The sequence below is a fragment of the Streptomyces sp. MspMP-M5 genome, assembly GCF_000373585.1.
Lineage (GTDB): Bacteria > Actinomycetota > Actinomycetes > Streptomycetales > Streptomycetaceae > Streptomyces.
On sequence record NZ_KB891908.1, the window covers coordinates 16,942 to 40,023 of the forward strand.

Here is a 23,082-nt window from a genome sequence, read left to right on the forward strand (position 1 = left end):
GAGCGGGCGGGCGCTACTTGACGCCCAGCCACTGCTCGATCGGATGGAGCGAGAAGTAGACGAGGAAGATGCCGGTCAGCACCCACATGAAGGCACCGATCTCGCGCCACTTGCCCTGGGCCGCCTTGATGGCGGTGTAGGCGATGACGCCGGCACCGACGCCGGTGGTGATCTGGTACGTGAACGGCATCAGGGCCACGGTCAGGAACACCGGGATCGAGGTCGCCCGGTCGCTCCAGTCCACGTGCCCCGCGACACTCATCATCATCGACCCGATGACGACCAGCGCGGCGGCGGCCACCTGGGCGGGCACGAGCTGGGTGACCGGGGTGAAGAAGAGGCAGGCCGCGAAGAGCAGGCCGGTGACCACCGAGGACAGGCCGGTGCGGGCGCCCTCCCCGACGCCGCTGGCCGACTCGATGAACACGGTCTGGCCGGAACCGCCGGTCAGGCCGCCGATCGCCCCGCCGGCGCCGTCGACGAACAGCGCCTTGGACAGGCCCGGCATGCGGCCCTTGTCGTCGGCGAGCTTGGCCTCGGTGCCGACGCCGATGATGGTGGCCATGGCGTCGAAGAACCCGGCCAGCACCAGGGTGAAGACGATCATGGTGACGCTGAGGGCGCCGATCGAGCCCCAGCCGCCGAACGCCACATGCCCGAAGAGCCCGAAGTCCGGCATGGAGACCGCCGAGCCGCCCAGCTCCGGGGGCGTGCCGCCCCAGTCCTTGGCGGTCAGCCCGCCGAACTTGGTGGCCCCGATGGCGAGCGCCGAGCCGACGACGATGCCGATCAGGATCGCGCCGGGCACCTTGCGGGCCTGCAGCATGAAGATCAGCAGCAGGGTGATGCAGAAGAACAGGACCGGCCAGCCGACGAGGTGGCCCGACAGGTCGCTGCCGAGCGTGACCGGGCCGCCGGCGCCCTTGCCGACGAAGCCGGCCTTCACCAGCCCCAGCAGGGCGACGAACATGCCGATGCCCATGGTGATGGCGTGCTTGAGTGCGAGCGGGATGGCGTTCATGACCATCTCGCGCAGCCCGGTGACGACCAGGAGGCAGATGACGACGCCGTACATCACGCACATGCCCATCGCCTGCGGCCAGGTCATGTGCGGGACCACCTGGGTGGTCAGCGCGGCGGAGACGTTGAGGCCGGCGGCCAGGGCCAGCGGGACCTTGCCGACGAAGCCCATCAGCAGGGTGCAGACCGCGGCGCCCAGTGCGGTGGCGGTCACCAGGGCGGAGTGTTCCAGGGTGTTCTTGTGGACGTCCTGCACGGTGCCGAGGATCACCGGGTTGAGCAGCAGGATGTAACACATGGCCATGAAGGTGGTGATGCCGCCGCGCGTCTCCCGCGCGAGGGTCGACCCTCTGTCGGATATGTGGAAGTACCGGTCGAGCCAGGATCGGCCGGCGGGCGGGCGCGAGCCGTCACCCGCGTCTTCCGCTGTGATTCTCGGCTCGGTGGACTGCTGGGTCATGGTGCCTTACTCCCAAGGTTCACAGGGGCACTCGCGAGGGGGCGAGATTTGGGATGGACTTCGGCTGCACGACCCGGGGGACGGCCCGAGACGAACGTGGTACTGCCTGCCCGGAGTTGTAGCAGGTCAGCCTGGGGTTGGTGCGGTGGGGGACGCCGGGCGGTGCGCTGAGGAGGTCGGACCGGACACCCCTTTGTTCGCGCACCGCCCGGAGGGTTCGGGGGCCTGGGGAGGCGGCCCCGGGCGGTTCCGCTACGTACCCGTCAGGTGCTCGGGACGTACCGGGGTCCGGTTGAGCTCCAGCCCGGTCGCGTTCCGGATCGCCGCGAGGACGGCCGGGGTGGACGACAGGGTCGGGGCCTCGCCGATGCCGCGCAGCCCGTACGGGGCGTGCTCGTCGGCGAGTTCGAGGACGTCGACCGGGATGGTCGGTGTGTCGAGGATGGTGGGGATGAGGTAGTCGGTGAAGGAGGGGTTGCGCACCTTCGCGGTCTTGGGGTCGACGATGATCTCCTCCATCACCGCCACGCCCAGGCCCTGGGTGGTGCCGCCCTGGATCTGGCCGACGACGGAGAGCGGGTTGAGCGCCTTGCCGACGTCCTGGGCGCAGGCCAGCTCGATCACCTTGACCAGGCCCAGCTCGGTGTCCACCTCGACCACCGCGCGGTGCGCGGCGAAGGAGTACTGGACGTGACCGTCGCCCTGGCCGGTCTTGAGGTCGAAGGGCACGGTGGGCCGGTGGCGCCACTCCGCCTCGATCTCGACGACCTCGTCCTCCAGCACGTCGGCCAGGTCCGCGAGGACCTCGCCGCCGTCGGTGACGACCTTGCCGCCCTCCAGGAGGAGTTCGGCGGTCGCCCACGCCGGGTGGTACGTGCCCATCTTGCGGCGGCCGACCTCCAGCACCTTCTCGCGCACCAGCTCGCAGGCGTTCTTGACGGCGCCGCCGGTGACGTACGTCTGACGCGACGCGGAGGTGGAGCCGGCCGAGCCCACCTGGGTGTCGGCGGGGTGGATGGTCACCTGGGTGACCCCCAGCTCGGTGCGGGCGATCTGCGCGTGGACGGTGACGCCGCCCTGGCCGACCTCCGCCATGGCCGTGTGCACGGTGGCGACGGGCTCGCCGCCGAGGATCTCCATGCGGACCTTGGCGGTGGAGTAGTCGTCGAAGCCCTCGGAGAAGCCGACGTTCTTGATGCCGACCGCGTAGCCGACGCCGCGGACGACGCCCTCGCCGTGCGTGGTGTTGGACAGGCCGCCGGGCAGCTGCCGGACGTCGGCGCCCTCGCTGGACTCCCACTGGCGCTCGGGCGGCAGCGGCATCGCCTTGACGCGGCGCAGGAGTTCGGCGACCGGAGCCGGGGAGTCGACGGGCTGGCCCGTCGGCATGATCGTGCCCTGCTCCATGGCGTTGAGCTGCCGGAACTCGACCCGGTCCAGGCCCAGTTTGTCGGCCAGCTTGTCCATCTGCGCCTCGTAGGCGAAGCACGCCTGGACCGCGCCGAAGCCGCGCATGGCGCCGCAGGGCGGGTTGTTGGTGTAGAGGGCGATGGCCTCGATGTCGACGTCGTCGACCACGTACGGGCCGACCGACAGGGACGAGGCGTTGCCGACGACGGCCGGCGACGCGGAGGCGTAGGCGCCGCCGTCCAGGACGATCCGGCACTTCATGTGCGTGAGCTTGCCGTCCTTGGTCGCCCCGTGCTCGTAGTAGAGCTTGGCGGGGTGCCGGTGGACGTGCCCGAAGAACGACTCGAACCGGTTGTAGACGATCTTGACCGGCTTGCCGGTGCGCAGCGCCAGGAGGCAGGCGTGGATCTGCATCGACAGGTCCTCGCGGCCGCCGAACGCGCCGCCGACGCCGGAGAGCGTCATCCGCACCTTGTCCTCGGGCAGGCCGAGCACCGGCGCGATCTGGCGCAGGTCGGAGTGGAGCCACTGGGTGGCGACGTAGAGGTCGACGCCGCCGTCCTCGGCGGGCACCGCGAGGCCGGACTCCGGGCCGAGGAACGCCTGGTCCTGCATGCCGAAGGTGTACTCGCCCTTGACGATCACATCGGCGCGCTCGGCGGCGGCCGCCGCGTCGCCGCGGACGATCGGCTGGCGGTGCACGATGTTCGGGTGCGGGACATGGCCGCTGTGGTGGTCGTCGCGGCCCTCGTGGACGAGGATCGCGTCCGGCGCCAGGGCGCTCGCCTCGTCGGTGATGACGGGCAGTTCGCGGTACTCGACCTTGATCTTGGCGGCGGCGCGGCGGGCGGTCTCCGGGTGGTCGGCGGCGACCAGCGCGACCGGCTCGCCGTGGTGGCGGACCTTGCCGTGGGCGAGCACCGGGGTGTCCTGGATCTCCAGGCCGTAGTTCTTCACCTCGGTCGGCAGGTCGTCGTAGGTGAGGACCGCGTAGACGCCGGGAGTTGCCAGTGCCTCACCCGTGTCGATCGAGACGATCTCGGCGTGCGCGACCGGGGAGCGCAGGAGCTGGCCCCACAGCATGTCCTCGTGCCACATGTCGGACGAGTAGGCGAACTCGCCGGTGACCTTCAGGGTGCCGTCGGGGCGGAGCGTGGACTCGCCGATGCCGCCCGAGGTCTGGGACCCCTGGGTGACCTTGGCCGGGATACCGGTGGTGCGTGTGTCTGCCATGGCGTCAGACCCCCTCGGGCTCGGACTGGCGGGCCGCGGCGAGACGCACCGCGTCCATGATCTTCTCGTAGCCGGTGCAGCGGCACAGGTTGCCCGACAGCGCCTCGCGGATGTCCGCGTCGGACGGGTTCGGGTGGCGCTCCAGGAGCTCGTCGGAGGCGACCAGCAGACCCGGTGTGCAGAAACCGCACTGGACGGCGCCGGCGTCGATGAACGCCTGCTGGATCGGGGCCAGTTCGGCGCCCTCGCCGGTCTGCGAGTCGGTACCCTTGGCGGACCAGCCCTGGGCCTCCTGGAGGGAGGTGCCGGCGGCGCCGTCCTCCTCGTGGCCGCCGCAGGAGCGGTTCTTCGCGAAGTCGGCGAGGCCCTCGACGGTGACGACCTCGCGGCCCTCCACCTGGCCGGCGGCCACCAGGCACGAGCAGACCGGCACACCGTCCAGGCGGACCGTGCACGAGCCGCACTCGCCCTGCTCGCAGGCGTTCTTGGAACCGGGCAGGCCGAGCCGCTCACGCAGGACGTAGAGCAGCGACTCGCCCTCCCACACGTCGTCGGCTTCCTGCTTGCGGCCGTTGACCGTGAAATTGACGCGCATCACGCAACGCCACCCTTCTGAGAAGTGCCCGCACCCGGGCCGCGGTAGGACTCCCAGGCCCAGGTCAGCGTGCGGCGGGCCATGATGCCGACCGCGTGGCGGCGGTACGAGGCGGTACCGCGCACGTCGTCGATCGGGTTGCAGGCCGCCGAGCACAGGGCGGCGAACTGCTTGGCGACCGACGGGGTGATGATCCGTCCGTTGTCCCAGAAGCCGCCCTCCTCCAGGGCCGCGTTCAGGAACTCCTCGGCGGCCTTGGCCCGGACCGGGGTCGGGGCGGCGGAGCCGATGCCGGTGCGCACCGTGCGGGTATCGGGGTGCAGCGCGAGGCCGAACGCGCACACCGCGATGACCATGGCGTTGCGGGTGCCGACCTTGGAGTACTGCTGGGGGCCGTCGGCCTTCGCGACATGCACCGCACGGATCAGCTCGTCGGGCTGGAGCGCGTTGCGCTTCACGCCCGTGTAGAACGCGTCGATGGGGATGATCCGGGTGCCGCGGGCCGCGGACTCCACCTCGACCTCGGCGCCGGCGGCGAGAAGGGCGGGGTGCGCGTCACCGGCCGGGGAGGCGGTGCCGAGGTTGCCGCCGACGCCGCCGCGGTTGCGGATCTGCGGGGAGGCGACCGTGTGCGAGGCGAGCGCGAGGCCCGGCAGCTCGGCGCGCAGGTTCTCCATGATGCGGGTGTACGGGACGGAGGCACCCACACGGACGGCCTGCTCCCCGACCTCCCACTCCTCCAGGTCGCCGATCCGGTTCAGATCGAGCAGGTACTCCGGGCGGCGGTGGTCGAAGTTGATCTCGACCATCACGTCCGTACCGCCCGCGATGGGCACAGCGGTAGGGTGCTCAGCCTTGGCGGCGAGCGCCTCCTCCCAGCTGGCGGGGCGAAGGAAGTCCATGGTTGGCCTCTTCTACGAAATGGGGTCGTCCGCTGCTCATGGTCGGGACCTCGGGCCCTTGTCGCCATGGCGCCGTTCATGTCTTGTTCACGCGGTTGGCCTTAGTGAACGCGCCCGGCACCCACGCGGTGCAGTCACCGAAACCATGAAGCGGTTGGCTGGCCATGCCGCCCGTCTTGTAGATTCGAACGAAAGACGAGGGATCGACACCTCGCGGCATTCCACCGGAAACACCAGACAGCACAGAACGGCGGGCGAGGTCATGCGGCTCCGCGCACTCCTGGACACACACTCTCTGGGCCTTCGGCTCCTCGGGGGCGAGGAAGAGCTCGACCGTACCGTCCGTGGCGTGATGACCACCGACCTGCGGGACCCCAGCCGGTACCTCTCCGGCGGGGAGCTGGTCCTCACCGGCCTGGCCTGGCGCCGGGAGGCGGAGGACTCCGAGCGGTTCGTCCGCATCCTGGCGGGCGCGGGCGTCGCCGGACTGGCCGCCGGCGAGGCCGAGCTGGGCGCCATCCCCGACGACCTCGTCCAGGCGTGCGCCCGGCACCGCCTGCCGCTGTTCTCGGTCGACGAGAAGGTCTCGTTCGCCTCGATCACCGAGCACGTCGTCCGGCAGGTCTCCAGTGAGCGGGCCGGCGACCTGGCCGCCGTGGTGGACCGGCACCGGCGGCTGATGACCTCCGGACCGGCCGGCGGCGGCCCCGAGGTCGTCCTGGACCTGCTCGGCTCCGACCTCGACCTGCGCGCCTGGGTGCTCTCCCCCACCGGCCGGCAGATCGCCGGCTCCACACTGGCCGACGCCGGGCCGGAGCTGCCCGCGGAGCTGGGCACCCGCCTGGCCGGCGAGCACCTGGCCGCCGCCCGCGGCGGCCGCCGCGGCCCGCACCGGACCGCCCTCGCCGGTGCCACCTACTCGCTCTTCCCGATCCGCCACGAGGGCCGCGACCTGCGGCAGACGGTGCTCAGCGACTGGCTGCTGGCGGTCGAGGCGGACGCCGGCGACTGGTCCGAGGAGCGCCTGGACCTGCTGCACGGCGTCACCCAGCTGATCGCCGTCGAACGGGACCGCCGGGAGGCCGCCCGCACGGTCCGCCGGCGGCTCGCCCAGGAGGTCCTCGAGCTGGTGCAGACCGGTGCGCCGCCGGCCGAGATCGCCGCCCGGCTGCGGGTGGCGGCCCCGGTGCTGCTGCCCGGCCTGGGCGCCGCCCCGCACTGGCAGATCGTGGTGGCCCGGGTCGAGTGGGAGGGCGGCGACGTGCCCGGCGGCCCGGTGGCGCAGAGTCTGCTGGAGGAGGTACTGATCGATCCCGGCACGTTCGGCCCGGAGCCGTCGGACCGGATCGCGGTGGCGCACACCGGCGACGAGGCGGTGGCGCTGGTGCCGCTGCCGGCCGTCCCGGAGGACTCCGCCGACACCGCCGCGACGGACGGCCTGCACGCCGACCGACTGCTGCGCGCCGTCCAGGAGCCGCTCGCCCGCGGCCTGGCCGACGACGGCCGGCTGACCATCGGCGTCAGCGCCTCGGTGCACTCGGCCGAGGGGCTGCGCGGCGCCCTGGAGGAGGCCCGGCACGCCCGCCGGGTCGCCGCCGCCCGCCCCGGCCGGGTCTGCGCCGCCGGCCACGAAGAGCTGGCCTCGCACGTCCTGCTGCTGCCGTTCGTCCCCGACGACGTCCGCCGGGCCTTCACCGCCCGGCTGCTGGACCCGCTGCGGGACTACGACCGCCGCCACCGCGCCGAGCTGATCCCGACCCTGGAGGCGTTCTTGGACTGCGACGGCTCCTGGACGCGCTGCGCCACCCGCCTGCACCTGCACGTCAACACCCTCCGCTACCGCGTCGGCCGGATCGAGCAGCTGACGGGCCGTGACCTCTCGCGCCTGGAGGACAAGCTGGACTTCTTCCTGGCCCTGCGGATGAGCTGACGCTCCGTCGGACCGGGAGGGAGGGCGGGCCCCGCCCTCCCGGGTCCCCCGATCGGGCGGCGTCGCGTCGGCGCCGTTGCCGCGCCCGGCGCACGGCCCGTCGCCCACGGCGGCCAAACCACCGCGTATCGGCCACCGGGAGCGCCCCGCGCGATTGTGAAATCTTTCACCCACCCCCTTGGCCCGGCGACGGGATTCATGCTGAGATGCGCCCACTGCATCCTGCATTCCCGCTCAATGGCGCGCTCGGGGAGGGCACTGTGGCGGATACCGCCATGTCCGGATCCGCGGATCCCGCGGATTCCATGAGGTCCGCGGATCAGGTACCGGTCCCGGCACCGCGGCCGGGAGCCGCGCCGGGAGCGGGCGGCCCGTCGGGCGACGATCCTCTGGACCGCGCCGTGTGGCGGCTGCGCTCCCGGGGCTGCTGGCTCGACGCGGCCGCCCTCCTGGAGCCCCACGCCGCCCGGCAGGCCCCCGCCGCACTGCGCCGCGCCGCGCTCCTGGTGGAGCGCTGCATGTTCACCGCCGCCGGCTTCGCCGAGGCCGAGGACGCGCTGCGCACCGCGGAGGCACTCGCCGGCGGCGACGGCGAACGCGGCGCCGCGGCCTGCGAACGCGGCCAACTCGCCTACACCTCAACGGTGTTGGGCGTCCGCGACCGGGCCGACGAGGCACGGTCGGCGCTCGGCCGGGCGGCGGCGCTGCTGGCCCCCGGCGCGGCCGGCCGCCCGCTGCTGGACTACCGCCGCGGGCTGATGGCCGAGCACCTCGCCGACAGCCCGGACGCCGCCCGCGCCGCCTACCGCCGCGCCCACGCCGGCGCCGCCGACCAGGGCGACGCCTTACTGCTCTCCTTCACCTGGCGTCACCTGGCCGGACTGGCGCTGCGCGAGGGGGAGTTGGCGGAGGCCCGGCACGGCTTCACGGAGTCCCTGCGGATCCGCGAGGAGCTGGGTTTCCTGGTCGGCACCGCGCCGGCGCTGGCCGCCCTGGCCGACGCCGTCCCCGACGACGAGGCGGTCCGCCTGCGCACCGAGGCCGCCCGCCTGTTCCGCCTCATGGGCGGCCTCCCCACCTGGCTCGCCGGCCAGCTGCCCCCGGCCCCACCGGAGAAGCCCGACGCGGCGGGCTGAGGCGGGCCGGTCCACCGTCACCGCCCGCCGCCCCCGTTCGCCGCCCGGAAGGGCCCCGCGTCCGCGTCCCCCGGCCGTCAACCACCCCGCCTCGGCCATGCCGCAACCCGCGCCGATTGGCCGAATCCGGACCCTGCCGGGGGCGGATCGGCCGGGCCGAGGGGGCTGCCGGGCGCCGAACGGTCGGTAGCGCCATGCCTCACGTGCCCCGAGAATGGCCACAAGTCGCACTGCGACCGGGCGGCGCGGCCTGGATGCTGGTCCGCGACCAGCTCCCATTGGCAGAGCCTTCAGGAGGCGCACCGTGGCAGGAGTGACCCACCCCACCAGCACCGGAACCGACTGGGGCAAGGCGCATTTCGAGGCGATCTACAACTGCCCGGATCCGCGCCGCTATTTCGGCGGGCTGCAACCCCTGGAGTACCAGATCCCGCACCACGGCCAGGCGGTGTTCCGCGCGCTGGCCGATGCGCTGCAACGCCGGCGCGGTGACCGCCCGCCGCTGCGCGTCGTCGACCTCTGCTGCTCGTACGGGGTCAACGCGGCGCTGCTCAACCACCGACTGACCCTCGACGACCTCTACGACCGCTACACGGGAGGCGGGCCCGGCGCCCCGGCCGGCGACGCCCTGGCCCGCGAGGACCGCGCCTTCTACGCCGGGCTGCGCCGCCCCGACGCGGCCCTGGTGACCGGCATCGACGCCGCGGAGCACGCGGTCGGCTACGCCGTGGCGGCCGGCCTGCTCGACCGCGGCTTCGCCGCGAACCTGGAGGCGGACGCCCCGAGCCCGCAGCTGTGCCGGGCGCTGGACGGCACCGACCTGATCACCGTCACCGGTGGCGTCGGCTACATCACCGCGCGCACCTTCGCCCGGCTCTTCGACTGCGTCACCGCGCCGCCCTGGGTCGCCGCGTTCGTGCTGCGCACGGTGTCGTACCGGCCGGTCTCCGCGCTGCTGGCGCGGGCCGGGCTGGTCACCGAGCGGGTCACCACGCGGACGTTCCGGCAGCGGCGGTTCGCCGACGGCGCCGAGCAGCGGGCGGCCTTCGAGGCCCTGGCGGCACGCGGACTGACCACCGGCGGCAAGGAGGCCGACGGCTTCTACCACGCCGAGCTGTACGTCTCCCGGCCCGCCGCCGACGTCGCGGCGCTGCCGCTGGCGGAACTCCTGCCGGTCTTCTGAGGCCGCCCCCGCGGCACCCCGCGCCACCTCAGTGCGGGTGCCGGGCCGCCGACAGGTGCTCGCGGGCGATCCGCTCGGCGACCGCGCACTCCCCGGCGACCAGCGCGTCGAGCAGGGCCGTGTGCTCGGAGGCGTCGGCCAGCAGCTCGGCGGTGCGCGGCCGGGCGGCGCCGCCCCCCGACCACTGCGCGCGGCGCAGCAGATCGCCGGTGACCTGGGTGAGCCGGCGGTTCCCGGTGAGCGCGATCACCGCCTGATGGAAGGCGTGGTCGGCGTCGGCGTACCCGGCCCGGTCGCCCCGGGCGGCGGCGGCCACCCCCTCCTCGGCCAGCGGCCGGAGTTCCTCCCAGCGCTCGGGCGGCACCGCCTGGGCCAGCCGCACGATCGCGGGCAGCTCCAGCATGGTGCGGACCTCGGCGAGCTCGGCGAGGTCGCGGGAGCTGCGCTCGCAGACCCGGAAGCCGCGGTTGGGCACGACCTCGACGGCGCCCTCCCCGGCGAGCTGCTGCATGGCCTCGCGGACCGGGGTCGCGGAGACGCCGTACCGCTCGGCGAGGACCGGCGCGGAGTAGACCTCGCCGGGGAGCAGCTCCCCGGCGGCCAGCGCCTGGCGCAGCGCGTCCAGGACCTGGCCGCGCACCGAGTAGCGGTGCGGCCGCGGCCCGGGCAGCGGGCCGCCGGCCCCGGGCGTCCGCACCCGGGCCTCCGGCTGCGGCTCCGCTGTGCCCTGCTCCATGGCGCTCCTCCTGCTGCTGACGGCTTGCGTGGATCCGCCGGCGCGACGCCGGTGTCCGGATCCGGGGTGTCAGCACCATAAGCGCCCGAAGTGCCGGTTCACACCTTCGCGGGCACGGGTAGGGATGTCGGATAAGGTAAGCCTTACCTGCCAACGATCGCGATTCGGTGGTCCCCCGCATGCCTCCTGCCACTGCTGCCGCGCCCGCCGCCCACTGCGCCCACCCCGCCGGGGACGCCTACGCCCGGCTCACCGAGGTCTTCCCTGACCTGCGGGTGACGGTGTGGGACGCCACGGACGCCACGCCGCCCGAGGGCGACGACTGGCTGGCGGCGTCCGCCCTGGCCGCGGGCGGCCCGGCGCTGGACGCCTTCCTCGCCGACGAGGCGGACCGGATCGTCCGGGACTACGGCCGGCCCGCCCGCCCCGACGTGGTCGCGAGCTTCGCGCTGCACCGCTACGCCTGGCCGGCCTGCCTGCTGATCACCGTCCCGTGGTTCCTGCACCGCCGGGTGCCGCACCTGTCCGCGGAGGACGTGGCCCTCCACCGCGGGCTGGGCCGGATGGCGGTGCGCGCGGGCTCGTTCGGGTGTCTCCCGGACGATCCTGCGGCGGCCCTGCCCGGCGCACGGGTGGTGCCGGACGAGGAGGCGCTGCGCGCCGAGGTCCGCACCGCGGTCGCCGACCATCTGCGGCCCGTCCTGGAGGGCTTCCGCGCCCGGATGCGGCGCGGCCCCCGGGCGGCCTGGGGCATGGCCTCCGACGAGATCGTCGAGGGGCTCTGGTACATCGGGCACCTGCTGGGCGAGGAGGCGCGGGCGAGGGCCGAGCTGGCGCGGCTGCTGCCGGGCGCCACCGCGCCGTACGTGGCCGGCGCCGGCTTCCGCGAGCTGCCCGGCCCGGCCGGCACCGCGCTGCCCACCCGGGACCGCGCCAGCTGCTGCATGTACTACACCCTGCGTCCCGAGGACACCTGCGTGACCTGCCCGCGCACCTGCGACGCGGAGCGCATCAGCCGCCTCACCGCAACCTCCTGACCGGCCGGCCACCCCCGCGGGCGGACCCTCTCTCGCACGCAACTTCCCCTCGACGCAAGGAAGTTCGAGACCTCCGGGTCATTCCGCCGCCGGCCCCGTTCACCTTGGCGTTCTCTTGCCCCGAAACCCCCTGCACCCGGGGCCGGTTCCGTAAGGATGGCGCGCGCACTCGCGAACCCGCGGAAGTGCCGCCATCCGAGCAAGGAATCCCGGAGTGAGAATGAACGAGATATCGCTGAATTGGATGATTCCGACGTTTCTGCTGCTCACCGGGGGCACCGTCATCGCCTTCCGGGTCCTGCGCGGCAGGCACGCGGGCCGGCGGGCCGGCACCGACGAGTCCTGGGAACGCACCGTGGACCGCCGCCGGCGCAAGGAGGCGGTCTTCGCCTCGGCCGCCTACATGCTGCTGTTCTGCTGCGCCGCGGTCGCCGCGGCACTGTCCTTCCACGGCCTGGTCGGCTTCGGTGTCCAGAACCTCGGGCTCACCGGAGGCTGGGAGTACCTGGTGCCGTTCGGACTCGACGGCGCCGCGATGTTCTGCTCCGTGCTGGCGGTGCGCGAGGCCAGTCACGGCGACGCGGCGCTCGGCTCCCGGATACTGGTGTGGACGTTCGCCTGCGCCGCCGCCTGGTTCAACTGGGTGCACGCACCGCGCGGGTTGGACCACGCGGGCGCCCCGCAGTTCTTCGCCGGGATGTCGCTGTCGGCGGCGATCCTCTTCGACCGGGCGCTGAAGCAGACCCGCCGGGCGGCGCTGCGCGAACAGGGCCTGGTGCCCCGGCCGCTGCCGCAGATCCGCATCGTGCGCTGGCTGCGGGCGCCCCGTGAGACCTTCGCGGCCTGGTCGCTGATGCTGCTGGAAGGCGTGGGGACGCTGGACGAGGCGGTCGAGGAAGTCCGCGACGACAAGCGGGAGAAGACCCGCAGCCGGCTCCACCGGCGGGAGCAGGACAAGCTCGACCGGGCCCGGATCAAGGCCCTCAACCGGCAGCACCGCTCCTGGGCCAGAAGCGGTGGACGCCACGCCCTCCCGGCGGGCGCGCCCCTGCCGGCCCCCATGGAGGCCGCTCCGCCGGCCGGTCCGGACGCCGTAGCGCCGCCGGCCGACCCGGCTCCGCTGCCCTCCGGCGAGCCGGCCAACCGCCCCCGGCCGGCCCTGAAGGCCGTGGCCGGCGCCGAGCCCGAGGGCTCCGCCGCGCACGGACGCCGCGCCGCCGTCGACCTCACCGCCGAGGACGACACCCAGACGATCCCCCGGCTGGACTCCCTGGAGGAGAAACTCGCCGAGATCGAGAGGCAGTTCGGCTGAACGGTGGCGGACCGCGCCGACCCTCACCCCCGGCTTGACGACAGGACCTCAGGCCGGTCCGCCGCCCAGCTCGAACCAGACGCACTTGCCGCCCCCCTCGGGGCGGATGCCCCAGGCGTCCGCCAGGGCCCGTACCAGCATCAGCCCCCGCCCCGAGGTGCCGTCGACCGACGGGGCACGCGGCTCCGGACGGCGCTCGGCGCCGTCCCGCACCTCCACCCGCAGGCGGTCGGTGACCCGGGCCGTCACCACCGCCCCGCCGTCGGTGTGCAGCAGGGCGTTGGTCACCAACTCGCTGGTCAGCAGCGCCGCCACCTCGGGATCCGCCGGCGCCCCGCCGTCCGGCGGCGCCCAGCGGCCGAGTAACTCGCATATCTCTCCGCGGAGTTCGCCGACCGCCTTGAGATCGGCCTGCCGCACCTTGCGCTCCAGCACCCCGGGCGCGCGCAGCGCCACCGCGCCGCTTCCGTCCCTCCTGTCCGCTCGCTGCGGTCTGTTCCGTTCCTCGCACCGCACAGGCTGACGCATCTCTCCCCCGCCCCCCAGACGAACCACCGGCGCTCTGCCTCGAACAGCCTCACGGTCAGCATTCCCATCGGGCCCGCCGCCATGCTTCCGCTTGCCACCCGCGGACACCCGGCCGGCCCGGCGCCCGCCGTGGGCGGTCTGCGGCGCCCGGCGGAACGGGCGAGCGCACGCGCCGACCTGGTCCGGTGAGCTGTGCCTCCAGTTCCACCGCGGCCGCGCTCGCGGCACCGTCAGGAAGTCCCCCATCAGCATCGCGAAGCCGCCGTCGCCCGACATCGACACGATCTGCCGCCCGCGGTCCATGAACTGGGCACCGATCGCCTGCGGCAGCGCGTCGGCGTGCTTCTTCAGCATCCGGTCCAGGAACCTGCGGTTCTCCTTCACCCGCACCCTCGGGGTCAGGTGCTCGGGCCGCGCGTCCACCTGGACGATCCGCACGTCGTCGGGGAGGAAGGCGTTGTACGGGAAGTCCGTACCGAGCAGGATCAGCAGATCGCACTCGCGGGTGGCCTCGTAGGCCGCGCCGTAGCCGAGCGGCCCGCTCATCCCGACGTCGTACGGGGCCGGTTTCCGCTGCCGTGCGCTACGGCTGCCAGATGCCCACCGTCGTGCGGTCCTTGGTGTCGCCGGCGCCGCGCGGCTGGACGGCGGCGAGGAAGTCGACGAGGTCGGGCGGCCCCGGGACGGACCATGCGGCGGCGAGCCGGGCGGCGAAGTCCGGATCTCCGCTCAACGGTGCCACCAGCCCGGCGCCGCACAGCAGCAGCACGTCGCCCGACCGGCCCGACACGGCGCGGAACCGGAACGGTGCCGACGGACACGCCGGAGAGGAGGCAGGGACGGCGTCAGGGGCAGGGACGGCGTCGGTGGCGACGGCCGGGGCGGGGTGCGGGGCCGGGACGGCCGGTGTCGCGCCGACCGGATCCAGGTCCTCCCAGCCGCCGTGGCGAAGCCGGAACAGCCCGCCCGGGCCGGCGCCGAAGAACACCCGTGTACGGCACTCCGGGTCGCCCGGCACCAACAGGCAGCACAGCGCGGCCGGGTCCGCGTCGGCCGGCACGCCCAGCTCCGCCGCCCGACCGCGCAGCCGGCCGAAACCGCGGGCGGTGAGGCGCTGCAACCCCGCCTTGAGCGCCTCGCGCCGCTCGGCGCGGAGGTCCTGCGCCAACCGGGTGGCGCAGCGGCCGACGGCACCGCCGGCCCAGGCACAGGCCACGCGGGCCGCGCGCTGGGCGGCCGCTCCCCTGGGGGACAGCCCGGTGGCGACGGCCACCAGGAGGACCGCGTCCGCATCCGCCCCGAACCGGGCGACGAGGAACGCCTCCCCGCGCGCCTCGCCCCGCTGAGACGCGTCGGCACCGCGTTGCGAGACGGCACGGACATCGACCGGGCCGAACCGGGCGCCGTCCATGACCGTGTCGGGCACCGGCTCACCGAGGGCGTCCGCCGGCTCCGCCTCGGGGATGGGGCTGGGGCTGGGGAAGGTGGCGGGGGCGGTCGCCCAGACCGCGGGCTCGGGGTCCATGACGTCGTCGAGCGGCACGTCCGCCGTCGCGCCGTCGTCGCCGGTCGCCGGGGCCGACGGCGGCGGGAGCGAGGAGGACAGCGGAGGTGGAGGGGGTTCCGCGGGCCGGGGCGGTGACGGCGCCCGCCGGGCGGGCGGGTCCCAGGACGGCGGTTCCCAGGCGCTCGGCTCCCACGGCCGGGGCTCGAACGAGGTCATGGAGAGCTCCCCTGGAGCGGCTGCCGAGGGCGGGGGCTCCGTCCGAGGCGACTCCTGGGGCGCGGACTCGCCGGGCACGGCTCCCCCGCGCCGCCCCACCGTCCGCAACACCGACTCGATCCGCTCGTCGAGCGTGTCGGCGGTTTCATGGGTGCCGTGAGTGCCGTGAGTGCCGTGGGAGTCAGGTGTACCGGGGGTGTCAGGTGTACCAGGGGCACGGGGATTCTCACGGGCATCAGGGGTGCCAGTCGTACCCCGGCTACCGCCCCGCGGCCCCCCGCCGCTCCCGTCCCCCGCTCCTTCCCCTGTCCCCTCCCCCGTCCCGGAATCGTCGCCGTACAGCTCCCGCCACCACCAGTCGTCCTCTCTTCCGCGGCCCGCCCCCTGCTGCTTCATGGCCCGCATTGTCCCGTGGCGCAAGCCACCGAAACAGGGCGCGAACAGGGCACTCCAGGAAGCGCCGGTCGCCCGCTTCCGGCAGGCTTGGGCCATGCGGGCCGTGAGAGAGTGCAGCGTCCGGGCCCTGGTCCGGCGTGCGCCGTTCGGGCCGCGCCCGCGCGCCGGCGGCTCCGGGGCCGGCGCATGAACGCCTGGCAGCTGATCGGCGTCGGGCTCGTCATGCTGTTCGGCGTCTTCGGGGTGCTGGTCCCCGGCCTGCCCGGTCCGCTGGTCATCTGGGCGGGGCTGCTGTGGTGGGCGACGGCCGAACGGTCGACCCTGGCGTGGACGGTGCTGATGGCCGGCACCGGCGTCCTGCTCCTCAACCAGGTGCTCAAGTGGCTGCTGCCGACCCGCAGTCTGCGCGACGCGGGCGTGCCCTTCCGCACGCTGTTCCTCGCGGGCGCGGCCGGTGTCGTGGGGTTCTTCCTGGTGCCCGTCATCGGCTGCCCGCTGGGCGCGCTCGGCGGCCTCTACCTCCTCGAACGCATCCGCCTGGGCAGCCACGGCGATGCCTGGGCCTCGACCCGTACGGTCCTGCGCGCCATCGGCCTGAGCGTGCTGGTCGAACTGTTCGCCTGTCTGCTGGTGGTGGGTGCCTGGGTGGGGGCGGTGCTCGCGGGCTGACGGGCGGCGGCCCCCGAGCCGCCACCCGGAATCCGCCGCCCGGAGCCACCACCCCGCGAGCCCCTACCGTCCCGCGCGTCGGCGCCCGGCCGCCGCCGGTCCCCGCTTCCGTTCCATCTGGTGCCGGCCCAGTGCCTGCTTCTGCTTCCAGTCGCGCCGGATCTCGGCACGCAGCCGGGCGTCCGTCTTGGCCACGATGCGCTGGTTCTCCCGCTGCAACTTGCGGTAGCTCTCCAGGCGACGGGGCGTCAACTGTCCGTGCTCCACGGCCTCTTGGACCGCACAGCCAGGCTCGGCGTCGTGCGCGCAGTCATGGAAACGGCACCGTTCGGCCAGTTCCTCGACGTCGGCGAACGTCCGGGCCAGGCCGGCCTGTGCGTCCCACATGCCGACGCCGCGGAGTCCCGGCGTGTCGATCAGTACGCCGCCTCCGGGCAGCACCAGCAGATCGCGGGTCGTGGTGGTGTGCCGGCCCTTGCCGTCCTGGTCGCGCACCGCGCGCACGTCCTGGACGTCCGCGCCGTGGAGGGCGTTGGCCAGGGTGGACTTGCCGGCCCCGGACCGCCCCAGGAGGACGGAGGTGGCGCCGGCGAGCACGGTGGAGAGCGTGTCGACGCCCTCCCCGGTGGCCGCGCTGACCGCCACCACCCGCACTCCGGGGGCGGCGCCCACCGCGTCCGCCACAAGGTGGCCGAGCGTGACCGGGTCCGCCACCAGGTCGGCCTTGGTGAGCGCCACCACCGGCTGCGCCCCGCTCTCCCACACCAGGGAGACGAACCGTTCGACGCGGTCCAGGTCCAGGGTCTCGGCCAGGGAGACCGCGACCACGGCGTACTCGACGTTCGCGGCGAGGACCTGGCCCTCGGAGCGCTTGGTCGAGGCGGACCGCAGGAGGGCGGTGCGGCGCGGCAGCAACGCCCGTACGACGCCGTCGAGATGGTCGCCGACGCGCCCGTTGTGCAGGTCGAGCACGGCCCAGTCGCCGGTGCAGGGGACCCGCGTCGGATCGCCGGTGGCCACCAGCGCGGTGTCCGCCAGGACGGTGCGGACGCGGTCGCCGTCCGGCACCACGGCGTCCACCCGGCCGCGGTCGACGCGGACGATGCGGCCGGGCACGAACCCCTGCCCGGCGAAGGGGGTGAAGAGTTCCGCGAATCCGTCGTCCCAGCCGTAGTCGGCGGTCAGCGGATGGGCAGCGGAGAGGGCATGAGCGAACAACGGGAGGGCCCTTCGGAAAGGCGCGGTCCCGGCCGTGCGTGCTCGGTGCGCCGGACGAGGCCGGCACACGGGAGCACGCGGAGGAACGAGAAGGAGTCGGCTCAGCCGAGGACCGCGGGGAGGACATCGATGGTCTTCTGGATGCGGGCGGTGCCCGTGGCAGCGACGGTCATCGGATGCCACCTCCCTCTTCGGTGCGGTTCCCCGGCGCGGCGCGCACCGGGCGCCGACGGATGGTGTCGACGACGGGTCAGACGGTAGACGGGCCGGGCCGCGTCGCGCCAACGATTTATCCGGCGCCGGCCCGCGCGGTGTCACCGGCGGCGGAGCCCTGATCTGCGGCGGCGCCCGGATCGGCGGCGGACGGACGGATCTCCACCCGGTGCGCCACACTGGCCCGATGACGAGTGAATCCCCCGGTGGCTCCCCTGACTTCTCCGAGCAGGAGCCGACCATCATCTGGGAGGGCGCCGGACCGGTCGGTCCCGACGGGCTGACCGTCGGGCGCACGGCCGCGCTCGTCGGGGTCAGCGTGAAGACCCTGCATCACTGGGACGCGATCGGCCTGGTGCGGCCGAGCGGCCGTACCTGGGCCGGGTACCGGGTGTACTCCGGTGACGACATCGCCCGGATCCACCGGGTCCTGGTCTACAAGGAACTCGGGTTCCCGCTCGCCCAGATCGGCCGGCTGCTCGACGATCCGGACACCGACGCCCGCGCGCATCTGCGGCGGCAGCGGTCCCAGCTCGTGGAGCGGATCGCCCGTCTGGAGAAGATGGTCGGCGCGGTCGACCACATGCTGGAGGCGTCGCGGACGGGGATGCGGCTGACGCCGGAGGAGCAGGTCGAGATCTTCGGCGCCGACTGGCGGCCGGCCTGGGTGGACGAGGCCGAGGACCGCTGGGGCGACACCGCGCAGTGGAGCCAGTACGCGGAACGGGCCGCGCGGATGGCACCGGAGGACTGGAAGGAGATCGCGGCCACCACCGACGCGCTCAACGCCGATCTCGCGGCCGCGCGGCGCGCCGGCGTGGCACCCGGCTCCGACGGGGCGAACGCCCTGGCCGAGCGGCACCGCGCGCTGCTCTCCCGGTACTTCGACTGCACCCACGCGATGCACGCCTGCATCGGGCGGCGGTTCGTCGACGACCCCGGCTACGCGGAGTACTTCGACGCCTTCGCACCGGGCCTCACCCGCTGGCTGCGCGACGTGATCTTCGCGAACGCCGCGGCCCACGGCGTCGATCCGGAGTCCGCGACCTGGGGGTGACGGCACGTCCCGGGCGGCCTGCCCACCGGCTGATCTGCGGTACGCGGTCCACGAAACGCTCGTCGTCGTCGCGGTAGCCGTTCGGGGTGACGTGGCGTCAGTGCACGGTCACGGTGACGGTGGAGGAGTGCGTCGCGCCGTGGGCGACCCGGAGCTTCTCCTTCCCCTTCTTGCCGAGCTTGACCTTGACGCTGTAGTTGCCGCCGTGCTTCGTCTTGGTGCTGGCGTGCAGCGTGGTCCACTTGCCCTTGTTCATGTGCTGCACGGTGAGCTTGCTGCCCAGCTTGATGCCCTTGGTCCGGCCGCTGAGGGTGACCGTCTGGCCGGCCTTGACGGACTTCGTGTTCGCCTTGACGCTGATCGCCTCGTGCGCCTTGGCCACGGCCGTGGCGACGGTGGCGGAGTGCAGGTCGGGTACCGCGCTCGGCACGGCTACCGCGGTGCCCGCGCCGCCGGCGAGCAGGGCGGCGCACGCCGCTCCGATGATCGTGGTCCGCCAGCGGTGGGTCTTCACGGTGGTCGGCATGGAAATCACCTCACCTGGATTCCTCTGGGTTCCGGTTCCCGGCCAGTATGCGGAGCGGTCGATGAGGCGACCGTGTGGGGTGGATGTGAGTTCTCACATCCACCCGGGTCCCGTGGGCCCGTCGAGACCGGAGCAACCCCACCCCGTCCCGTCCACCGGCCTCAACCGCTGGTCACGGGGGTCGGGTTGAGCAGTCGGTAGCCGGCACCGCGGACGGTCTCCAGGTGGGACGCCGCGCCCGCGCGGTCGATCTTGCGGCGCAGGTAGGCCACGTACTGGTCGACGACGTTGGACACCCCGTCGCAGGGGAAGTCCCAGACGTGTTCCAGGATCATGGTCCGGGTCAGCACCTCGCCGGGGTGCCGCAGGAACAGCTCCAGCAGCGCGAACTCCTTCGCCGACAGGTGGAGTTCGGTGCCGTCCCGCCAGGCGCGGCGGCCGGCCGGGTCCAGTCGCAGGTCGCCGACCGCCATCACCGGCGGCCGGGCGTGCGCACCGCGGCGGGCCAGCGCCCGCAGCCGGGCGTACAGCTCGGCGAAGCTGAACGGTTTGGCCAGGTAGTCGTCGGCGCCCGCGTCCAGTCCGCGTACCCGGTCGCTGATCTCGTTGCGGGCGCTGAGCACCAGCACCGGTGACCAGCAGCCCGCGGCGCGCAGCCGGCGGCACACCTCGAAGCCGTCGTAACCGTGCAGCAGCACGTCGAGGACGATCAGGTCGTACGGCACCCCGCGGGCCCGCCAGACCGCTTCCGGGCCGGTCTTCGCCAGGTCGACGACGTAGCCCTCCTCGGTGAGGCCGCGCCGCAGCAGCGCCGCCGTGCGGGGCTCGCCGTCGACCACCAGGACGCGCATGCCTCCACGGTAGGAGTTCTCCGGGCGGACGACATGTGGAGCGGGGCGCCCCGGACGGGAGCGGCGCGCCGGGCGGGGCGCCCGCTCAGTCGTGCGGCGGCAGGTGCCGGACCTGGTGGTCGGCGACGTTGAGGGCCTCGTCGACCAGGCGGCGCAGGTGTCCGTGGCGCAGGGCGTACACGGCGCGGCGGCCGTCCTTGCGGGCGGTGACCAGCCCGGCCAGCCGGAGCCGGGCGAGGTGCTGGCTGACGGAGGTGCGGGAGGCGGCGCACGCCTCGGTGAGGGTGGTGACGTCGGCCTCGCCCGCGCTCAGGCGCCGCAGCAGGGTGAGCCGGGTGCGGTCGGCGAGGAGGCCCAGGATCTCCACGGCGGCCGCGATCCGCGTGCCGTCGTCCGGCTCCTGCGCATCGTGCGCAGCTGATAGGTGCATGCGTGCGCTCATACGCACATAATGGGGGGACGAGGGCGGGCGGCACAAGCGCGCCCCGGACGCGGGAAGGTGCGATGCCTGTGAACGCGCACGAGTCGGTCCCCGAACACCCCTCCCACAATCACGACCACGGCCAAGGCCACGGGCACCACCACGCGCCGCACGCCCCCGGCGGGCGCTCCCGGGCGGCCCGGCTGCGGCACCGGCTCGCGCACGCCGTCACCCCGCACAGCCACGAGGCCATGGACAAGGTCGACCCCGCGCTGGAGAGTTCCCGCGAGGGCCTGCGCACGCTCTGGCTCTCGCTCGCGGTCCTCGGCCTGACGACCGTGGTCCAGGCGGCGGTCTTCGCGCTCTCCGGCTCGGTGGCGCTGCTCGGCGACACCCTGCACAACGCCGCCGACGCGCTGACCGCCGTCCCCCTCGGCATCGCCTTCGTCCTCGGCCGGCGGGCGGCCAACCGCCGCTACACCTACGGCTACGGCCGGGCCGAGGACCTGGCCGGGGTGGTCATCATGCTCACCATCGCGGCGTCCGCGGTGCCCGCCCTCTACACCGCCGTCGACCGGCTGCTGCACCCGCGCGACGTGCAGCACCTGGGGGCGGTCGCGGCCGCCGCGCTGGCCGGTTTCGCGGGCAACGAGTGGGTGGCCCGCTACCGCATCCGCACCGGCCGCCGGATCGGCTCGGCCGCCCTGGTCGCCGACGGGCTGCACGCCCGCACCGACGGCTTCACGTCCCTGGCGGTGCTGCTGGGCGCGGGCGGTTCCGCACTGGGCTGGCGGGCCGCCGACCCGGTCGTCGGCCTGCTGATGACCGCCGCGATCCTGCTGGTCCTCAAGGGCGCCGCCCGGGAGGTGTTCCGGCGTCTGATGGACTCGGTGGACCCGGCGCTGGTGGCGGCCGCCGAGGCGGCGCTGCGGGCGGTGCCCGGGGTGCACGGGGTGGGGCCGCTGCGGATGCGCTGGATCGGCCACACCCTGCGGGCCGAGGCGGACATCGTCCTCGACCCGCGGCTGACCGTGGCCGGGGGCCACCGGATCGCGGTGGCCGCCGAGCACGCGCTGATCCATGGCGTACCGCGGCTGACCGCGGCCACCGTCCACCTCGACCACACCCCGGAGGACGGCGGCGCGGACCCGCACGCGGCACTGGACCACCACGCCCCGCCGCCCCGGGGCCGGGCCGCGCCGGCTCAGCTCAGGATGGGGATCAGCCCCAGCCCGAACACCACGTAGAAGCCGGCCGCCAGGGCCAGCCGCCGGGGGGTGAGCCGGTGGGCGCGCATGGTCAGCAGGAGGTAGCCGATCGCGACCATGGTGATCAGGCCGGACCACAGCAGGGCGGTGTCGAAGTGCCAGCTGGTGAAGAGCAGGCCGAGGCCGCTGGGGACGGTCGCCTGGATCATCATGGCGCCGGAGATGTTGGCCAGCGCCAGCTTGGTCTTGCCCTGCCGCACCCAGATCACCGCGTTCATGATCTCCGGCAGCTCGGTGGCGATCGGGGACAGCAGCAGCGCGGTGACCGACGCGGAGAGTCCGAGCATCGGACCGATGGCGTCCAGCTGGTGGACGAAGAGCTGCGAGGCGAAGAAGATCACCACCAGGGTGACCAGGGTCTGGACGACGACCGCCCAGGTCGCCGGGGACGCGGCCGTCGGCTGGAACTTCAGCGGCTCCAGCTCGGCGCCCTCCTCGTCGTCCTCGTGGTCGCCGCGGATCTCACGCCAGAAGTACACGGCGTACACCGCGAAGAACGCCACGCCGAGCACCGGCTTGAAGGCGAAGGCGACCAGGCCGAGCGCGACCTTGACGACGAAGACCGGCAGGAACCACGTCTGGTCCTTGGCCAGCCGCCGCAGGTCCCGCTCCGTACCGAGGGCCTCGCCCGGCCGCTCCGCGGTGGCCGTCCCGCCGCCCGCGCCGGCGGACCCGCCCGCCGGGACCGCGGCGTGCCGCCTGCGCCGCTGGAGCAGCAGCATCGCGCCGGTCACGCCGTACGCCACGGTGGCCAGCGCCAGCGGGCCGCCCATCGCGGCGCCGACGCCGATGTCCTTGGCCTCCGGGGTGGCGCCGGTGGTCACCGCGACCAGCGTCACGACGGACTCCGGGAGCGCGGTGCCGAAGGCGGCCAGGATGGTGCCCACCGCCATCCGTCCGATGTTGAGCCGCTCACCGAGCCATTCCACGGCGTTGACGAACCACTCGCAGGAGAGGTAGATCGCCACCGCGCACGCGATGAGCAGGACGAAATGCAACACGCTGATCGTCAGCCTTTCCGCACCGGCGGGCTTCGAGGGCGACCGGCGTGGGAGCGGCGGACGGCTTCGACCCCGCCGACGCGTTCGAATCGTCGACAAAGGGCCGAAGGTCTCGCCCGCCCGCACCGTGACGGCGCGGGCCCGGCCACCGGGAGCCGCCTGCGGCTCCAGTGTGTCGACGACCGGTTTGCGGGGCTACTCCCCTTCGCAGCCCCCCACCCTACACACCACGGGCACGGCACGGCCTCCGCAGGGAC

Annotated in this window: 20 protein-coding genes and 1 pseudogene; 8 read left to right on the forward strand and 13 right to left on the reverse strand. The window is 73.9% G+C overall.

The annotated features are described in order from the left end of the window. Nucleotides 1-13: 13 nt before the first annotated feature. The 4 genes from B073_RS0126420 to B073_RS0126435 form a co-directional block, all read right to left on the reverse strand. Complete coding sequence (locus B073_RS0126420) at nt 14-1,480, reverse strand: NCS2 family permease (protein ID WP_018541101.1); 1,467 nt, start codon at nt 1,478-1,480, stop codon at nt 14-16. A gap of 252 nt (nt 1,481-1,732) precedes the next feature. Next, nucleotides 1,733-4,123, reverse strand: coding sequence for a xanthine dehydrogenase family protein molybdopterin-binding subunit (locus tag B073_RS0126425; protein WP_018541102.1), 2,391 nt, complete (start codon nt 4,121-4,123; stop codon nt 1,733-1,735). A gap of 4 nt (nt 4,124-4,127) precedes the next feature. Beyond that, nucleotides 4,128-4,718 carry a (2Fe-2S)-binding protein gene (locus B073_RS0126430; RefSeq protein WP_018541103.1) on the reverse strand — a complete coding sequence of 197 codons (591 nt, stop codon included), beginning with the start codon at nt 4,716-4,718 and terminating at the stop codon, nt 4,128-4,130. Further along, nucleotides 4,718-5,620 carry an FAD binding domain-containing protein gene (locus B073_RS0126435; protein WP_018541104.1) on the reverse strand — a complete coding sequence of 301 codons (903 nt, stop codon included), beginning with the start codon at nt 5,618-5,620 and terminating at the stop codon, nt 4,718-4,720. The genes B073_RS0126430 and B073_RS0126435 overlap by 1 nt, the downstream gene beginning before the upstream one ends. Before the next feature lie 262 nt (nt 5,621-5,882). Here B073_RS0126435 and B073_RS0126440 point away from each other — a divergent pair, with 262 nt between their 5' ends. From B073_RS0126440 to B073_RS0126450, 3 genes are all read left to right on the forward strand, one after another. After that, nucleotides 5,883-7,550 (forward strand): PucR family transcriptional regulator, encoded by a 1,668-nt coding sequence (locus B073_RS0126440; protein ID WP_018541105.1) that lies wholly within the window; start codon nt 5,883-5,885, stop codon nt 7,548-7,550. A gap of 305 nt (nt 7,551-7,855) precedes the next feature. After that, the gene (locus B073_RS0126445; RefSeq protein WP_051094210.1) at nt 7,856-8,686 is read left to right on the forward strand and encodes a hypothetical protein; all 831 of its coding nucleotides are present in this window, start codon (nt 7,856-7,858) and stop codon (nt 8,684-8,686) included. Nucleotides 8,687-8,999: 313 nt separating this feature from the next. After that, the gene (locus B073_RS0126450; protein ID WP_018541107.1) at nt 9,000-9,869 is read left to right on the forward strand and encodes a hypothetical protein; all 870 of its coding nucleotides are present in this window, start codon (nt 9,000-9,002) and stop codon (nt 9,867-9,869) included. A gap of 28 nt (nt 9,870-9,897) precedes the next feature. Here the strand turns inward: B073_RS0126450 and B073_RS0126455 are convergent, their stop codons facing one another. Then, the gene (locus B073_RS0126455; RefSeq protein ID WP_018541108.1) at nt 9,898-10,605 is read right to left on the reverse strand and encodes a GntR family transcriptional regulator; all 708 of its coding nucleotides are present in this window, start codon (nt 10,603-10,605) and stop codon (nt 9,898-9,900) included. A 179-nt stretch (nt 10,606-10,784) separates the two neighbouring features. Here B073_RS0126455 and B073_RS0126460 point away from each other — a divergent pair, with 179 nt between their 5' ends. Further along, on the forward strand, nt 10,785-11,642 hold the full coding sequence (locus B073_RS0126460) for a (2Fe-2S)-binding protein (protein WP_018541109.1): 858 nt from the start codon (nt 10,785-10,787) through the stop codon (nt 11,640-11,642). Nucleotides 11,643-11,856: 214 nt separating this feature from the next. Further along, nucleotides 11,857-12,954 carry a DUF2637 domain-containing protein gene (locus B073_RS0126465; RefSeq protein ID WP_026247750.1) on the forward strand — a complete coding sequence of 366 codons (1,098 nt, stop codon included), beginning with the start codon at nt 11,857-11,859 and terminating at the stop codon, nt 12,952-12,954. Between the two features lie 48 nt (nt 12,955-13,002). On the opposite strand, the gene B073_RS0126470 is transcribed toward B073_RS0126465, so the two are convergent. The 3 genes and pseudogenes from B073_RS0126470 to B073_RS41235 form a co-directional block, all read right to left on the reverse strand. Further along, a complete protein-coding gene (locus B073_RS0126470; protein WP_237550581.1) occupies nt 13,003-13,482 on the reverse strand; it encodes an ATP-binding protein in 480 nt (159 codons plus the stop codon). A 225-nt stretch (nt 13,483-13,707) separates the two neighbouring features. Then, nucleotides 13,708-14,043 (reverse strand): annotated as a pseudogene (locus tag B073_RS44460) (thiamine pyrophosphate-dependent enzyme); the annotation flags it as partial. Between the two features lie 22 nt (nt 14,044-14,065). After that, nucleotides 14,066-15,205: a protein phosphatase 2C domain-containing protein gene (locus B073_RS41235; protein ID WP_018541112.1), complete on the reverse strand. Its 1,140-nt coding sequence runs from the start codon at nt 15,203-15,205 to the stop codon at nt 14,066-14,068. A gap of 582 nt (nt 15,206-15,787) precedes the next feature. Here B073_RS41235 and B073_RS0126480 point away from each other — a divergent pair. Further along, nucleotides 15,788-16,270: a DUF456 domain-containing protein gene (locus B073_RS0126480; protein ID WP_018541113.1), complete on the forward strand. Its 483-nt coding sequence runs from the start codon at nt 15,788-15,790 to the stop codon at nt 16,268-16,270. 63 nt (nt 16,271-16,333) lie between these two features. On the opposite strand, the gene rsgA is transcribed toward B073_RS0126480, so the two are convergent. Further along, nucleotides 16,334-17,488: a ribosome small subunit-dependent GTPase A gene (rsgA, locus tag B073_RS0126485; protein WP_018541114.1), complete on the reverse strand. Its 1,155-nt coding sequence runs from the start codon at nt 17,486-17,488 to the stop codon at nt 16,334-16,336. A gap of 400 nt (nt 17,489-17,888) precedes the next feature. Between rsgA and B073_RS0126495 the strand changes: the two genes are divergently transcribed. Next, a complete protein-coding gene (locus B073_RS0126495; RefSeq protein WP_018541116.1) occupies nt 17,889-18,758 on the forward strand; it encodes a MerR family transcriptional regulator in 870 nt (289 codons plus the stop codon). A 97-nt stretch (nt 18,759-18,855) separates the two neighbouring features. On the opposite strand, the gene B073_RS0126500 is transcribed toward B073_RS0126495, so the two are convergent. The 3 genes from B073_RS0126500 to B073_RS0126510 all read right to left on the reverse strand — a co-directional run bounded on the left by B073_RS0126500 (nt 18,856) and on the right by B073_RS0126510 (nt 20,577). Beyond that, on the reverse strand, nt 18,856-19,284 hold the full coding sequence (locus tag B073_RS0126500) for a hypothetical protein (protein ID WP_018541117.1): 429 nt from the start codon (nt 19,282-19,284) through the stop codon (nt 18,856-18,858). Between the two features lie 161 nt (nt 19,285-19,445). Beyond that, complete coding sequence (locus tag B073_RS0126505; RefSeq protein WP_018541118.1) at nt 19,446-20,135, reverse strand: response regulator transcription factor; 690 nt, start codon at nt 20,133-20,135, stop codon at nt 19,446-19,448. Nucleotides 20,136-20,220: 85 nt separating this feature from the next. Beyond that, the gene (locus tag B073_RS0126510) at nt 20,221-20,577 is read right to left on the reverse strand and encodes an ArsR/SmtB family transcription factor (protein WP_037812845.1); all 357 of its coding nucleotides are present in this window, start codon (nt 20,575-20,577) and stop codon (nt 20,221-20,223) included. A gap of 62 nt (nt 20,578-20,639) precedes the next feature. Here B073_RS0126510 and B073_RS41240 point away from each other — a divergent pair, with 62 nt between their 5' ends. After that, a complete protein-coding gene (locus B073_RS41240) occupies nt 20,640-21,803 on the forward strand; it encodes a cation diffusion facilitator family transporter (RefSeq protein WP_051094208.1) in 1,164 nt (387 codons plus the stop codon). Here the strand turns inward: B073_RS41240 and B073_RS0126520 are convergent. After that, nucleotides 21,761-22,825: a sodium:calcium antiporter gene (locus B073_RS0126520; protein WP_018541121.1), complete on the reverse strand. Its 1,065-nt coding sequence runs from the start codon at nt 22,823-22,825 to the stop codon at nt 21,761-21,763. The two genes, B073_RS41240 and B073_RS0126520, sit on opposite strands and share 43 nt — an antisense overlap. Between the last annotated feature and the right edge of the window lie 257 nt (nt 22,826-23,082).

Bases quoted from the DNA above. Each gene is read 5' to 3' on its own strand.
- B073_RS0126495 (WP_018541116.1), top strand. From the start codon at position 17,889: ATGACGAGTGAATCCCCCGGTGGCTCCCCTGACTTCTCCGAGCAGGAG.
- B073_RS0126460 (WP_018541109.1), top strand. From the start codon at position 10,785: ATGCCTCCTGCCACTGCTGCCGCGCCCGCCGCCCACTGCGCCCACCCC.
- B073_RS0126500 (WP_018541117.1), bottom strand. From the start codon at position 19,284: ATGCCGACCACCGTGAAGACCCACCGCTGGCGGACCACGATCATCGGA.
- B073_RS0126435 (WP_018541104.1), bottom strand. From the start codon at position 5,620: ATGGACTTCCTTCGCCCCGCCAGCTGGGAGGAGGCGCTCGCCGCCAAG.
- B073_RS0126425 (WP_018541102.1), bottom strand. From the start codon at position 4,123: ATGGCAGACACACGCACCACCGGTATCCCGGCCAAGGTCACCCAGGGG.
- B073_RS41235 (WP_018541112.1), bottom strand. From the start codon at position 15,205: ATGACCTCGTTCGAGCCCCGGCCGTGGGAGCCGAGCGCCTGGGAACCG.
- B073_RS0126430 (WP_018541103.1), bottom strand. From the start codon at position 4,718: ATGCGCGTCAATTTCACGGTCAACGGCCGCAAGCAGGAAGCCGACGAC.
- B073_RS0126480 (WP_018541113.1), top strand. From the start codon at position 15,788: ATGAACGCCTGGCAGCTGATCGGCGTCGGGCTCGTCATGCTGTTCGGC.
- B073_RS0126445 (WP_051094210.1), top strand. From the start codon at position 7,856: ATGAGGTCCGCGGATCAGGTACCGGTCCCGGCACCGCGGCCGGGAGCC.
- B073_RS0126440 (WP_018541105.1), top strand. From the start codon at position 5,883: ATGCGGCTCCGCGCACTCCTGGACACACACTCTCTGGGCCTTCGGCTC.
- B073_RS0126510 (WP_037812845.1), bottom strand. From the start codon at position 20,577: ATGAGCGCACGCATGCACCTATCAGCTGCGCACGATGCGCAGGAGCCG.
- B073_RS0126420 (WP_018541101.1), bottom strand. From the start codon at position 1,480: ATGACCCAGCAGTCCACCGAGCCGAGAATCACAGCGGAAGACGCGGGT.
- B073_RS0126470 (WP_237550581.1), bottom strand. From the start codon at position 13,482: ATGCGTCAGCCTGTGCGGTGCGAGGAACGGAACAGACCGCAGCGAGCG.
- B073_RS41240 (WP_051094208.1), top strand. From the start codon at position 20,640: ATGCCTGTGAACGCGCACGAGTCGGTCCCCGAACACCCCTCCCACAAT.
- B073_RS0126505 (WP_018541118.1), bottom strand. From the start codon at position 20,135: ATGCGCGTCCTGGTGGTCGACGGCGAGCCCCGCACGGCGGCGCTGCTG.
- B073_RS0126455 (WP_018541108.1), bottom strand. From the start codon at position 10,605: ATGGAGCAGGGCACAGCGGAGCCGCAGCCGGAGGCCCGGGTGCGGACG.